Below are 13,521 nucleotides of genomic sequence, written 5' to 3'. Positions count from 1 at the left end.
TAGAAAAAGAAGCAGATATTAAAGCTGTTGATTATCTGATAAAAGCAAAGATAAATCCTGAACCATTTGCAAATTTTCTATACAAACTATCACAAGAGCATGGTGAAACAAAGTATTTGACATGGATTAGTACGCATCCTGACTCTAAAGAAAGAGCAGAATATATTACTGAATACAGCAAAAATAAGCCGGGAGACTATCAAACGATTCTATCCAACAGTACATGGGATAACTTGAAAGAAGAATTGAAGGATTGAGAAAAGGAATAGCTTACTTTAAACCTTGTCCAGCTTGAATAAAACTTCCAATTGCTTCAAGTTCATTCTTTCCGGAGCAACCCGCATTAATAAGTTTCTTAAGGCGAGTCCTACAGGATTACACCAATGTGCAACCTTTCCCAGAATCCAACTTAAACTCACTACAGATTTGGCTTTCTGCATTCTAATCTGCGGATATTTCTGAAATGACGTATCTATATCGTATTTCTTCAACAGTTCGCCCAAAACATAAGCATCTTCTATAGCCTGACAGGCTCCTTGCCCTAAATTGGGCGTGGTAGCATGAGCCGCATCTCCGATTAAGCAAATTCCTTTTTGGCTCCACGATTCAATTGATTTCAGATCGTAGATTCTGGTTTTTATCAATCCTTCCTTATCTGTATTCCTAACTAAATCTTGTGCTAAGGGATCGAATGCTTTTGCCAACTGTTCTACATCAGATTCCAGCGTTCCCAGATGTTCATCAATCAGTAAATACCAATAAACTTGTCTGGAATTAACCTTCACCACACCAAACCTCGTTCCTTTTCCCCAAGCTTCGAAGGCATTATAATCTAGCGAAGCAGGTAAGCCAGCGTCTAAAACGCCACGCCAGCACAATTGCTTTGCATCACGCAAAGTTCCTTTTTCAAAAAACGTTTCTCTTACTTTTGATTTTATCCCATCGGCTCCGATAATGTGAGTAACCTCATTTATAGTACCATCTTCAAACAAAAGACTAAAACCTGTAGCAGTTTTCTCTATATCTTTTAATCTTTTATTTAATGCAATATGTTCATCTCCCACAGCTTTTGCTAAGACCCTATGCAGATCTGCCCGGTGTATAGCATAATTGCTTACCCCATATTGTTTCTCAAAACGAGACAGGTCCATTTTGGAAAGGGCTCTGAATTTCTCGTCCGTAATACTCATTACAGCAATACGGCGTCCCGCAGCAGCAACATCATCATGAATTCCCAGATGACGAAAAACCTGCATAGCATTACTTCCCAAACCAATACCTGCTCCTACCGCCTTTATTTCATTCGCAGCTTCAAATACCCTAAATGACAAACCTACTCTTTTTAAAGCCAATGCCATTGTTAAACCTCCAATTCCTCCCCCTATAATAGCAATATCCATCATGTTGCGTTAACGTCCTACCTCTCAAAAATAGTGTTTTACAAAATACAACGGTTCACGTTCAAAAGACCGGAGATAAACGCACCTAAATTCGATCGATAGAAGGTAGCAAAAAATATCATGCCAATCTGAGGGCATTCCGTTTTATCCGGTTACAGTTTCTATGGTAAATGCAATTTGAATGATATAAAGTCCATACCTAAAATATTCATTGCAAAATCATATAAGTTCCTTAATTGTACAGGGATATTTAAATAATAATAAATCTTATTTTTACACCATGAGCGGGAAATGGCAAAGGTTTTGAGTATTGGTGATAACCAACGGAGGTTGTAGAAAATCGAAAAAGCATATACAGATTAAAGCCAGAAATAACTGATTAAAAAATCACAGCTTTTGTCCCCATTCCGAAATCTCAATCGTCATTAGGATGAACAATAAATTTTAAAAAAATGAAAGAATTCATGTTAATTTTCAGACTAAAAGACATTGCCGACTTTAAACCATCACCTGAACAAATGCAGGAAAGAATGAATTGGTTGGCTGGTATTGCGGCACAGAACAAGTTGGTAGACAAAGGAAATACGCTTTTACCATTTCCTGAAAGTGCAAAAACCGTAAAATCCGATCATGTGGTAACAGATGGACCTTACACAGAAATCAAAGAGTTTATCAGTGGTTACATTGTTATAAGTGCCGAAAGTATCAACGAAGCTGTTGAATTAGCTAAAGGCAATCCTATTTTTCATCAGGTGGGCGGAAACATTGAAGTTCGTGAAGTTTTAAGAAGAGATTAATGGCTAAAAATAAGCAATCACAAAATGAACTTTTACCTCACTTATTCCGCCAGGAATATGCGAAAATGACGGCAGTCTTATGCCGTCATTTTGGTTTAAGACATATTGAGATTGCTGAGGATATTGCCAGTGACACATTCTTAAAAGCATCCGAATATTGGGCGATTAATGGTATACCCAATAATCCCACTGCCTGGCTCTATACTGTTGCTAAAAACAAGGCGAAGGATTATTTCAAACACGTTGCTATTTTTGAAACACAGGTCAGTGAAGCTGTAAAACCAGACGAACTTGAGGCAGAACAAGTTTTTGAATATAACAATCAGAATATCTCAGACAGTCAGTTGGCAATGATTTTTGCTGTCTGCAATTCGGGTAATTCTACTGAAAGCCAGATTTGTCTGGCACTTCAGATTCTCTGTGGTTTCAGCGTGGAAGAAATTGCCAATGCTTTTCTAACGAAGTCCGAAACCATAAAAAAACGCTTATTTAGAGCCAGAACCAATCTACGCAATGATAATTTTCAAATCAGAGTACTAAACGAAACGGAAATCAAAGCAAGATTAGACACTGTTTTAAAAACTTTATACCTATTATTTAACGAAGGGTATTTCTCTAAAACCCATAATCAGTTCATTAGAAAAGAACTTTGTTCGGAAGCTATAAGACTAACCTTAGTCCTAACAGAAAATAACTACACGAACACACCAGCAACAAACGCATTACTTGCCTTAATGTGTTTTCAAAGTTCAAGAATAAAAGCAAGAACAAATAATAAAGGTGAAGCCATTTTATTTGACGAACAGGACAAAAGTTTGTGGGACAAAGACTTAATTGAAAAAGGAAATTACTATTTAATCAATGCCTGCAATGGAAACAAATTTTCAAAATATCACTTAGAAGCCGGCATTGCTTACTGGCATACAACATCGACAGACCAGAATAAATGGCTACACATTTTACAACTTTACAATCAACTTATTCTTATCGAATATTCCCCAATAACAGCGTTGAATAGAATATTTGCATTTGCAAAAGTTTACGGACATCACAAGGCGATATCCGAAGCCGAAAAGCTCAAACTAACAGAAAGCATTTTCTATCACGAATTATTAGGCTATTTATACGCCGAAGATGACAATAGCAAAGCTGTCTATCATTATAAAAAAGCTATTGAACTAACAAAATCCAGGACAGAAAAACAAACCCTAATAAAAGCAATAGAACAGCTAGGCCAGAAAAAAACAACCGCTAATAAGGGCTAAATAATTTGAAATACGCGTTGCTCTTCTTAGTAGTTAAAAACAAAAAGCCCCTTTCGGAGCTTTTTTGTTTTTCATAGGAGACACTTAATATTTATCCAATTAAGCTAGTCTAACGTTAACTGCATTTAGTCCTTTTCTTCCGTTTTCTACTTCAAAAACTACTTCATCGTTTTCACGAATCTCTGTTTCCAAACCAGATGAGTGAACAAAAATATCTTCACCACCGTTTGATGGAGTAATAAATCCGAAACCTTTTGTTACATTAAAGAACTTTACTTTGCCTTCTTTCATTGTTGTTTTGTTTGATTATAAATTATTTGATTTTTCTGACATCGACAGCGGCATAACCCCTCGGTGTCATTTCCTTTTTAAAAGACACTTTGTCTTTCTCTTTTACCGGTTCCGTTAATTTGTTGCTGTGAACGAATATATTGGCGCGGGTTTTATCTTCTGTAATAAAGCCATAACCTTTATCACTAAAAAACAGCGATACTACTCCTGTACTTTCTACCTCTTCCTCTTCTTCTATTGGAGCGACCCCTATTTGTATGTCTTCGACATTAATTTTCTTCCTGTTCTGCTGATCTGGCGGGATATTAGTAAAATTACCATACTCGTCCAAATAAACAATCATATCATCCAGGCTTTTGCCTTTATTGTTATTGGTTTTACGCTCTTCTCTTTTTTCAGCCTTATCCTGCTTTTTCTTTGCTCGTTTTTTGTCTTTTTCCTTTTTTGCAAACGAATCTGCCATAGTTATTTTAAAATTTAATTTTATATATGATTAAAACCTGTTTATTTTAACAGGTATATCAAAAACATCTGATTTTCAATTTCTTTATCACCTTTCTTCTGAATTATCACAGAACGAAATTGCTATCTTTATAAACCGTATTTCCCACCATTCTGCCCACTTATTTTATCCATATATTCTCCCGAATATTAATTATTGACAATTAACCCAAGGGAAGTAAATTGGCTTTCAGCTTCCCGGATATTCAAATTGCCGACATAAACATTCATAATCAAACGGAGCATTTAAAAATTATGGCAGCTGGAAAAGCGAAAACTGAGAGAGAAAAAATTAGTATTCTAACTATGACAGAAAAAGCAAAGGCAGAAGCCCGATTAATAAATTATTTGTACAAGGTACGACAATTATTTGGATTAAAGATTATTTATGTTCTTTTATTCGCAAAAAATAAGTCAGCCATATTTTAAAACAGGGTCTGGCCTGCACAAAATTTATACTATCTTAGTGCGTAATGAAACCAAGCATACTTTTAACAACTTTAAATGCCAAGTATATTCATCTTAATCTGGCTATCAGAATCTTATATGATCTGAACAAAGACCGGGCAGACCTGTCCTGGAAGGAGTTCACCATAAAAACAGATTTTGATGAAATAGCCGAGTGTTGTAAAGAGTATGACATTGTTTGTTTCAGCTGCTATATCTGGAATATTACCGAGACACTGTCGGTTGCAGAGAAAATCAAACAGCTTAATCCTCATACTAAAATTTTATTGGGAGGACCGGAAGTCAGTTATGAATGGCAAAACATCATTAACCTTCCCCATGTAGATTTTATCATTACCGGAGAGGGCGAAATTCCTTTCGAGAAGTTTGTACTGAACTATCCGGATTTTAGCCAGATAAACAATCTCATTTATAAAGAAAATGGTGAGATTATCTACAGAGAAAAGACCGAACAGTTTGATATTAAATTACTGACCAATAGAAACCCCTACCAATACGACCTGGCCGGGGATTTATACAACAAGGTCTGTTATATAGAAACCAGTCGTGGCTGTCCCTATAAATGTGAATTCTGTTTGGCGAGTTTAGACAACAGAATGCGGTATGTGGATATGAACACTATTAAAAGCAATTTGTTGTACTTAATGCAGCATGGCCGTACCATTAAGTTTTTGGATAGGACCTTCAATATCAAAAGAGAATTTACGTTAGAGCTTTTTCAGTTTATTCTGGATAATCACCGTCCCGAAAATGTATTCCAGTTCGAAATTACAGCAGATATTGTACATCCGGATATTATCGCATTTGTTAATGAAAAAGTTCCGCCAGGTCTTTTCCGCTTCGAAATTGGTATACAGACGGTAAATCAGGCCAGCAATCTGGAAGTAAGCAGAAAACAAAACTTCCAAAAAACCAGCAGTATCATTAAACAGCTGGACCATCGTATTGAAATGCATCTGGACCTGATTGTAGGTCTGCCTTTAGAATACCTGTCTGATCTGAAATTTAGTTTTGAATCTACCTTTAAATTATACCCGCCAGAACTACAGCTTGGCTTTCTAAAATTCCTGAAAGGTACTCCGGTTAGAGAAAAATACGAACAATATGGTTATGTTTTTGACCCTAACCCACCGTATCAAATTATAAAAAGTGATTTCTTAAGCGAAAAGGAGCTTCATGACATTACCTTAATGGAAAATGCCCTTGAGATTTACTGGAATAAAAAAAGAGCTGCACATACATTAAAATATGTAGCAGAGCACCATAGTATTTTTGATTACTTAATGGAACTGGGCAGGCATTTTGAAAAAAACTATATCTTCCATAAACATTCTCTTGCGGATATATTCAATGGAATATACGATTTCACTACTAAAAATTATGGTGCCGACCAGTACATTAAAGAGTTCTTTGCAATAGATTATTATTTGTATAGCAAACAAAGACCCCAAAATTCTTTTGGACTTGAAATTGAAAAAACGGAAAGCAACAAAATAATCGAGCGTTTAAGGCTAAATCATCAGAAGTACCGCTTTGTAATTCTGGACATTAATTTCGATTGGGATTTTTGGATGGAGTCTAATTGTATTTTCCCTAAAAAAGGGCAGCTTATCATTCGTTACGACGGGCAGACTGCACCTGTAATCCAATACCATAAAGACGAATTAGTATTGGCAGGTTAAAATATAGGTCTTTGATTAATCACAAGCTAATGTCATTTTTTTACATTTTTAGGAAAAAAAGCGCCATTTAGGTAACAAAAAATCAAAAAACCAGGTTTTTAATGCTGATTTTTTACATTTTTTGACTATTTTTAAGCTCAAACGTTTAATTGACATTGATGCTTATAAGTGTACTATCCGGGATAATCTTATCTATCTTCATTCTATTTTTCAGCAACAAGTTAAACGCTAAATCTACTTTAGGCTATGCTTTAATACCTATAGGTTTATTTGTTTATTTCCTGCAACAGATACCTTCTGTTAGAGTTGAGAATGCAATTTTATACTCTTACAAATGGATTCCGGAAATGAATGTTAATCTGGATTTCAACCTGGACGGTTTGTCACTTTTATTCTGTTTGCTGATTAGTGGAATTGGTAGTCTAATATTTGTTTATGCATCCAAATATCTGATTAAAGACAAAGATATCCACCGTTTTTTTGGATACTTAAGCTTATTTATGTCTGCCATGCTGGGCATGGTCCTATCCGATAATGTAATTAGCTTATTTCTGTTCTGGGAAATCACCAGCATCAGCTCTTTCTTTCTTATTGGTCACTACCATTACAGTGCTGCATCCAGAAAAAGCGCATTGGTTTCTTTAGGTGTGACCGGAGCTGGCGGTTTGGTACTTTTTGCCGGATTAATCTGGATGGCACAAATTGCTGGTTCTTATTCTATTCAGGAAATTATTAAAAACGCAAACTTAATTACATCACATCCTTATTTTGGAGGTATATTAACGCTACTGTTTATAGGAACATTTACTAAATCTGCTCAGTTCCCGTTCCATTTCTGGCTACCCGGAGCAATGAAAGCTCCTACGCCTGTTTCGGCTTACCTGCATTCCGCAACCATGGTTAAAGCAGGTATTTATTTATTGATACGCTTTTCCCCCGCTTTTCAGGGCTATGATATTTGGAATATTACTTTAACTGCCGTTGGTGGAATCACTTTATTTTTAGGAGCGGCAGTATCTGTAAGTAAGGTTGACTTAAAAAGTATTTTAGCATATACTACCATCTCCGCCTTAGGTATTATGGTTTTTCTCATAGGTATCGGAAGTAATCTGGCAATTAAATCATTAGGTGTTTTCATTGTAATACACGCGTTGTACAAAGCTACTTTATTCCTGATTACCGGGATTATAGACCATACTTATCATACCAGAAATATTACCCTATTGTCGGGATTGAGGAAAGACAACCGACTGTTATTTGTATCCGGACTGATAGCTGCATTTTCTGCAGCAGGAATTCCTCTTACCTTTGGCTTTATAGGTAAGGAACTAGTCTACGATGCCGTTTACCAGCTACAACAAACGTGGGCTTTCGCCCTTCTAGGCGTATTGGTACTGGCAAATATATTAATGCTTTATTCTTCTTTCACGGCGGGAATAACACCTTTTATCGGAAAAAAATCTGAAATCGCAGACGAAACCAACGTCAAATTTGAACCAAAACTGGCATTTGCCCCTGTCTTATTAGCTTTATTCTGTATTTTATTCGGAATATTCCCTCAGCTTTTTGAAGCTTCATTTCTGGATAATTTCTCTCAAACAATCCTTACAGACAAGCAGATTATTTTAAGCAGATTACATATCTGGCATGGTTTCAATATCATATTTATTTTAAGTGCCATAACTATATTTCTGGGAACAGTGTTCTATCTGTTCAGATTAAAAAGAGCACCGTTAGAAGAACAGGACCCCAGATTTTCTATGGGCAAAGTTTTCTACCGGCTAAACACAACCTTAAAGGATTCTGCGTTTAAGATCACCCATTTGCTGCATAACGGTTATTTAAGAAAATATTTACTTACCATTATTGTCTTCAGTTTACTCGTTTTGGGATATGCTATTTTTAAACATATACATATTACACTGGATTTTAGCAGATACAGTTCGCTCAGGATTTACGAGGTTGCTGTTGCCATCATGGTAATTATCTCTGTAATTACAACTATAAGTACATCTTCTCGCTTAACAGCTATTGTGTCTATGAGTGTAGTAGGCTATTGTATTTGTTTATTCTTTGTGTTTTACAGCGCTCCGGACCTGGCTTTAACACAGTTCACCATAGACACACTTACAGTTGTACTGTTTGTACTGGTGCTGTTCCGGCTACCGTCGTTCATTAACTTTGCTAATAGAGCAACCAAATTTAGAGACGCCATAGTTTCTATTCTGTTTGGCCTTTTTATTGGGATAATTGCATTAGGAATCATCCACGAACCACATCCCAATATTGTTTCTAAGTTTTATGCAAATGAAGCCTATATCAGTGCACATGGCAAAAATGTGGTCAATGTAATCCTGGTAGATTTTAGAGGGTTCGATACATTGTTTGAAATTGTAGTATTAAGTATTGCTGGTATCGGCGTAATTAGTTTGTTAAAATTACAGGTTCAGGAAACAGAAAAAGAATAGTTATGTACAGTAGAATTTTAAAAACAGCCACCAATTACTTACTTCCTGTTTTACTCCTTTTTTCTGTGTTTATTCTATTAAGGGGACACTATAAACCAGGAGGCGGATTTGTTGGCGGCCTTATAGCTTCTATCGCTTTTGTTATGCATAGCTTTGCCAATAGCGTAGAGCAAACATTGAAACTGCTAAGAAGGCATCCTTCCAGATTTATTCCTGTGGGCCTGGTAATTTCTTTGGTTAGTGCCATTTTTCCTATGTTTTTTGGAGATCCCATTATGACAGGAGTCTGGTACAATGAACCTATCCCAATAATAGGAATGATAGGAACAGCCCTATTCTTTGATCTCGGAGTTTATCTTCTGGTTATCGGCGTAGTTCTAACCATTTTGTTCACCATTTCACAATCTACGAAATAATGGAGCTAATAATCATTTTCCTCATCATACTGCTTTATTCTTCGGGAGCATATATGTTGCTAAGAAGAAGTATGGTTAAACTTTTGATAGGTGTGATGCTTTTAGGTAACGGTACCAACTTGCTGATTTTATTAATGGGAAGGATTACCAGAGGCAATCCGCCAGTTATGGAAGATAGTTTAAAAACACTGATAGAGCCTTTTGCAGATCCTGTGCCACAAGCGCTGATATTAACGGCTATTGTAATTAGCTTTGGCTTACAGGCATTTTCTATTGTGTTACTGAAACGCGTATATGTTTTAGTGAATTCTGACGATTTAGATGATTTGAATACCCCGGAAGAAATTGACGATATATGATTGAAAACTTTATTGTAATGCCCCTGTTAGGGCAGATGGTTATCGCTATAATTACTTTACTTTTTTGGGGCAAAAACAGTATACAAAGATACATTAGTCTTTTTGGAAGCTTCATTATACTGATTGCTTCAATTATTCTGTTCACAAGAGTAGAACAAGATGGCATTTTAGTGATGCATGCTGCCAACTGGAAACCTCCGTTTGGTATCACTTTCGTGGCAGATACTTTTAGTGCCTTGATGGTTTTACTGAGCAGCATTGTTGGCCTTTGCATTTCTATCTATTGCATGCGGGGTATTGGAACCAATCGTGTACGCTACGGATTCTATACGATTTACCATTTTTTGTTGATGGGCCTGTTTGGTGCATTTCTCACAGGCGATTTATTTAACCTGTATGTTTGGTTCGAGGTTATCATCATTTCTTCGTTTGTACTGATGACCATAGGAGGAAGAAAAGCACAAATAGAAGGCTCTATTAAATATGTGGCAATTAATCTGTTCTCCTCTACTATTTTCTTAACAGGTATTGGTTTACTCTATGGAATTGCCGGGACATTGAATATGGCAGATCTGGCTGTAAAGATTCCGCAACTCCCTAATCAGGGTTTAGTTATTGTTGTATCCATTTTCTTTATTCTCAGTTTCGGAATTAAATCGGCCATTTTTCCTTTATATTTCTGGTTGCCATCATCCTATCATACACCACCATCAGCTATTGCGGCATTGTTCGGAGGGCTTCTAACCAAAGTTGGTATATATGCCATGTTACGTATGTTTTCTCTGGTTTTCAGAATGGAAGGATGGGTTAGCGAAGTTGTCATTATACTCGCTGTTTGCACCATGTTTGTGGGTGCTTTTGGAGCAGTCAATAAAATGAATCTGAGAAAATTGTTCTCCTACCTTATTGTCTGTCATATTGGTTTTATGGTTGGTGGCATTGGAATGTTTACATTGACCGCTTTAATCGGAACCATTTTTTATCTGATCCACGACATCATTATTAAAACCAATTTGTTTCTTATTACCGGCGTGATCAGGATGATGAACGGCTCGGTAAACATGAACCATCTGGGCAATATGTATAAAGAGTACCCCAAAATATCCCTGGTTTTTGCACTCGTATTCTTTTCGCTGATTGGAATTCCGCCTTTATCCGGGTTCTGGCCAAAAATCAATTTTATTAAAGCTGCATTTGATCTCAATCAGTATGCCTATGTGATTGGTGTTATTTTTGCAAGTTTTATCACACTATATGTTATGATTAAGGCCTGGGCAAATATATTCTGGAAGGAAAAGGATCTTGATGCTTGCAGAGGAGAAAATTTATTTGAGAAAAGATCTCTGCTGGATAAAATCTATCTGATAAGTCCAATTGTAATTTTAATGGGAATTACGCTTTATATTGGTTTGTCTGCTGACAGAATTTACTATTTCAGCAAAAAGATAGCTACACAGATGATTGATACACAACCATATATTAATGCAGTATTTGGATTTTAAGAAAGACATATGACGAAACAGTTTTTAATGAACCTGCTGCTCATGTTCATATGGGTAGCACTAAGCGGGACTTTCTACTATGGCAATTTCCTCTTCGGATTTATGCTCGGTTATTTTATTCTCTGGATTTTGGCAAAGGGCGAAAACCGGGAAAACAAGAAATATTTTAACCGCGTACCTAAGGCAATAGGATTTGTGCTTTATTTCATTTATGAAATGATCAAAGCAAATATCCAGGTCGCTTATGACGTAGTTACTCCCAACTATTTCATGAAACCGGGAATTGTAAAGTACCCCATGGATGTTGATGACGATTGGGAAATCAACCTCTTATCTTCCTGCATATCTCTTACACCCGGAACTTTAATTATGGATATCAGTACAGATAAAAAGGTGATGTACATCCATAACATGTATTTAAAAGATAAAGATGCCTTCATTAAGGAAATAAAAGAAGGTTTTGAAAGAAGAATTTTAGATTTAACAAGATGAGTTTAAGCTGGTACCTGCAATTTGTGATATTACCTATATTATCGTTCTCTCTGATATTAACCTTCATCAGATTAATAAAAGGTCCGGACATAGTAGACAGGGTGATTGCACTTGACCTGATTATCACATCGGGAATAGGTGTTATTGCCATTTATTGTATTTCTTTTAATAACGCTTTGTTCCTGGATGTTGGAATGATATTGGCTCTTATCGCATTTTTGGGTACACTAGCTTTTGCTTACTACATAGAAAAAATTAACAAATGACAGAAATATTAGTAATGGTTTTTGCCACCATTGGCAGTTTGGTAATATTAGTGGCTGCTATTGGAATTTTTAGAATGCCAGATTTTTACCTGCGCCTTTCCGTCACCATTAAAGCGGCAACCGTTGGTACCGGGTTCCTACTGGCGGCAACTTCTATTTTTTTCGGCGAAACTTCGGTGAACACAAAATCGTTCGCTATCATTCTGTTTCTGGTACTAACAGCCCCGGTATCGGGTCATCTTATTGCCAGAGCAGCTTACTACTCCGGCACAAAGCTTTGGAAAGGGACAGTAGCCGACGATATGGAAGGTATGTACGACAAAGAAAAAGGTATTTTAAAGAGTGGACAGGAAGAGGAAGATTAGTTGTTTCCCGAGGGGATGCCTTTGGCAAGACTTTAGTTGGTTAGTCCGGATTTGAACAATATTATCATCGGCTATAGCTTCACTAAGTTCATTAGTCCCGATGGAAGTCCGGAGACGGAAGACCGAAGTCAGGTGGTCGCATGGTCCATAGTTTATAGTCCATGGTCTTTGTTCCCCAACCTTTCCTCCAAATCCCCCTCAATCTTTACTTCCAGTAACACAAATCTTATTAAGCTCTCTTCATACTTTTTTTTAAATTTGCATTATGACATTGAATATGGCAGACGTAGAAACCAAGGAAGAAACCTTTACGCTTGAAGAAATACTAACCTCTTTAAAAAAGAGTCATCGCCTGATACTGTGGAACGACGACACCAATACTTTTGATCATGTTATCCACTGTCTTTGTCACTATCTGGACTACTCAGAATCAGAAGCTGAGAAAATTGCCTGGACTGTCCACACCAAAGGTAAATGTGCCATACTGGAAGGCTCTTATACCGAAATGGAAGTCTACAGAAAGATATTAAAACAAGAAGGCTTAACTGTTTCTGTGGAGTAAGAAAGTAGTTAAGCCATATCTTCTTTACTCCGTACCATGAATCTGTTCTAAAAGGCAAAGCTGCAATACCATAGCTATTATATAAATTACCATATTGATAATTTTTAAACGCATAACGGATAGCAACCGGCTTTTTCACTTTTTCTGAAAAAACCATAAGCTTATTATTAGTCCCTTTAACATTCTCTACTGTTGCCGGATAAAAAACTTTATCTTCCGCTGCAATCTCAAATCCTATAAAAGGCTCGTTTCTGCTATGCAAACCATAGCCTGTATTCTCTAAAGTTATAACCGCTTTATCTCCTTCTATTATATGTGACACATAATATGGTGTTTCTCCATTAAACCCATTCATTGCATAAGTTTTATACAACGCCATATAAGCCAAACGTTTAGCCACAGTTCTTTTATCTGGAGGATGTATCGTCTTCTCTGAACCAATATCCACCGTAGAAACTATTCCTGAGTTAGATATATTAGCTTTCGCATTGTATTGAGCTTCTCTTTGCAATGCAACTTCAATTCCATTACTGTTCCAGCCCATGTTTTGATAGCTAAAAGGAGCTAATTGTACATAATAAAACGGAAAGTTATTCTCAAAGTCATTTCTCCAATCTTTTACCATAGCAGGTAATAATCTCTCGTATAATTTGGAATTAGTGACATTTGCTTCACCCTGATAAAATA

Annotated in this window: 16 protein-coding genes; 13 read left to right on the top strand and 3 right to left on the bottom strand. The window is 36.5% G+C overall.

Annotated features, from left to right (window positions below; translation table 11 throughout):
• On the top strand, positions 1-257 hold a 257-nt coding region (locus ABWO41_RS08640), incomplete at its 5' end, for a M48 family metalloprotease (protein WP_353136499.1).
• Positions 258-275: 18 nt separating this feature from the next.
• Here ABWO41_RS08640 and ABWO41_RS08635 read toward each other — a convergent pair.
• Positions 276-1,403, bottom strand: coding sequence for an FAD-dependent monooxygenase (locus ABWO41_RS08635; RefSeq protein ID WP_353136496.1), 1,128 nt, complete (start codon positions 1,401-1,403; stop codon positions 276-278).
• 449 nt (positions 1,404-1,852) lie between these two features.
• Here ABWO41_RS08635 and ABWO41_RS08630 point away from each other — a divergent pair, with 449 nt between their 5' ends.
• Together ABWO41_RS08630 and ABWO41_RS08625 are read left to right on the top strand one after the other, a co-directional pair.
• Positions 1,853-2,197, top strand: coding sequence for a YciI family protein (locus tag ABWO41_RS08630; protein ID WP_353136493.1), 345 nt, complete (start codon positions 1,853-1,855; stop codon positions 2,195-2,197).
• Positions 2,197-3,462, top strand: coding sequence for an RNA polymerase sigma factor (locus tag ABWO41_RS08625; protein WP_353136490.1), 1,266 nt, complete (start codon positions 2,197-2,199; stop codon positions 3,460-3,462). Before ABWO41_RS08630 ends, ABWO41_RS08625 begins: the two co-directional genes overlap by 1 nt.
• 99 nt (positions 3,463-3,561) lie before the next feature.
• On the opposite strand, the gene ABWO41_RS08620 is transcribed toward ABWO41_RS08625, so the two are convergent.
• Both ABWO41_RS08620 and ABWO41_RS08615 read right to left on the bottom strand, forming a co-directional pair.
• On the bottom strand, positions 3,562-3,753 hold the full coding sequence (locus tag ABWO41_RS08620) for a cold-shock protein (protein WP_353136487.1): 192 nt from the start codon (positions 3,751-3,753) through the stop codon (positions 3,562-3,564).
• A gap of 22 nt (positions 3,754-3,775) precedes the next feature.
• Positions 3,776-4,216 carry a cold-shock protein gene (locus tag ABWO41_RS08615; protein WP_353136484.1) on the bottom strand — a complete coding sequence of 147 codons (441 nt, stop codon included), beginning with the start codon at positions 4,214-4,216 and terminating at the stop codon, positions 3,776-3,778.
• A 293-nt stretch (positions 4,217-4,509) separates the two neighbouring features.
• Here ABWO41_RS08615 and ABWO41_RS08610 point away from each other — a divergent pair, with 293 nt between their 5' ends.
• The 10 genes from ABWO41_RS08610 (at position 4,510) to ABWO41_RS08565 (ending at position 12,834) form a co-directional block, all read left to right on the top strand.
• The gene (locus ABWO41_RS08610; RefSeq protein ID WP_353136481.1) at positions 4,510-4,683 is read left to right on the top strand and encodes a hypothetical protein; all 174 of its coding nucleotides are present in this window, start codon (positions 4,510-4,512) and stop codon (positions 4,681-4,683) included.
• Positions 4,684-4,727: 44 nt separating this feature from the next.
• The gene (locus ABWO41_RS08605) at positions 4,728-6,404 is read left to right on the top strand and encodes a B12-binding domain-containing radical SAM protein (RefSeq protein ID WP_353136478.1); all 1,677 of its coding nucleotides are present in this window, start codon (positions 4,728-4,730) and stop codon (positions 6,402-6,404) included.
• A 158-nt stretch (positions 6,405-6,562) separates the two neighbouring features.
• Complete coding sequence (gene mbhE / locus ABWO41_RS08600; protein ID WP_353136475.1) at positions 6,563-8,872, top strand: hydrogen gas-evolving membrane-bound hydrogenase subunit E; 2,310 nt, start codon at positions 6,563-6,565, stop codon at positions 8,870-8,872.
• A gap of 2 nt (positions 8,873-8,874) precedes the next feature.
• Positions 8,875-9,288, top strand: a complete 414-nt coding sequence (locus ABWO41_RS08595) for a Na+/H+ antiporter subunit B (RefSeq protein WP_353136472.1) — start codon at positions 8,875-8,877, stop codon at positions 9,286-9,288.
• Positions 9,288-9,647: a Na+/H+ antiporter subunit C gene (locus ABWO41_RS08590; RefSeq protein ID WP_353136469.1), complete on the top strand. Its 360-nt coding sequence runs from the start codon at positions 9,288-9,290 to the stop codon at positions 9,645-9,647. The genes ABWO41_RS08595 and ABWO41_RS08590 overlap by 1 nt, the downstream gene beginning before the upstream one ends.
• A complete protein-coding gene (locus tag ABWO41_RS08585) occupies positions 9,644-11,149 on the top strand; it encodes a proton-conducting transporter transmembrane domain-containing protein (protein ID WP_353136466.1) in 1,506 nt (501 codons plus the stop codon). Before ABWO41_RS08590 ends, ABWO41_RS08585 begins: the two co-directional genes overlap by 4 nt.
• A gap of 9 nt (positions 11,150-11,158) precedes the next feature.
• A complete protein-coding gene (locus ABWO41_RS08580; RefSeq protein WP_353136463.1) occupies positions 11,159-11,641 on the top strand; it encodes a Na+/H+ antiporter subunit E in 483 nt (160 codons plus the stop codon).
• Positions 11,638-11,907: a monovalent cation/H+ antiporter complex subunit F gene (locus ABWO41_RS08575; RefSeq protein ID WP_353136460.1), complete on the top strand. Its 270-nt coding sequence runs from the start codon at positions 11,638-11,640 to the stop codon at positions 11,905-11,907. The genes ABWO41_RS08580 and ABWO41_RS08575 overlap by 4 nt, the downstream gene beginning before the upstream one ends.
• Positions 11,904-12,272, top strand: coding sequence for a monovalent cation/H(+) antiporter subunit G (gene mnhG, locus ABWO41_RS08570; RefSeq protein WP_353136457.1), 369 nt, complete (start codon positions 11,904-11,906; stop codon positions 12,270-12,272). Before ABWO41_RS08575 ends, mnhG begins: the two co-directional genes overlap by 4 nt.
• A 265-nt stretch (positions 12,273-12,537) precedes the next feature.
• Complete coding sequence (locus ABWO41_RS08565; RefSeq protein WP_353136454.1) at positions 12,538-12,834, top strand: ATP-dependent Clp protease adaptor ClpS; 297 nt, start codon at positions 12,538-12,540, stop codon at positions 12,832-12,834.
• The last annotated feature ends 687 nt before the right edge of the window (positions 12,835-13,521 follow it).

The sequence above is a fragment of the Pseudopedobacter sp. genome, assembly GCF_040392825.1.
Taxonomy (GTDB): Bacteria; Bacteroidota; Bacteroidia; order Sphingobacteriales; family Sphingobacteriaceae; genus Pseudopedobacter.
Note: the sequence above shows the minus strand (reverse complement) of the source record. Positions and strands in the feature narration are given on the sequence as shown.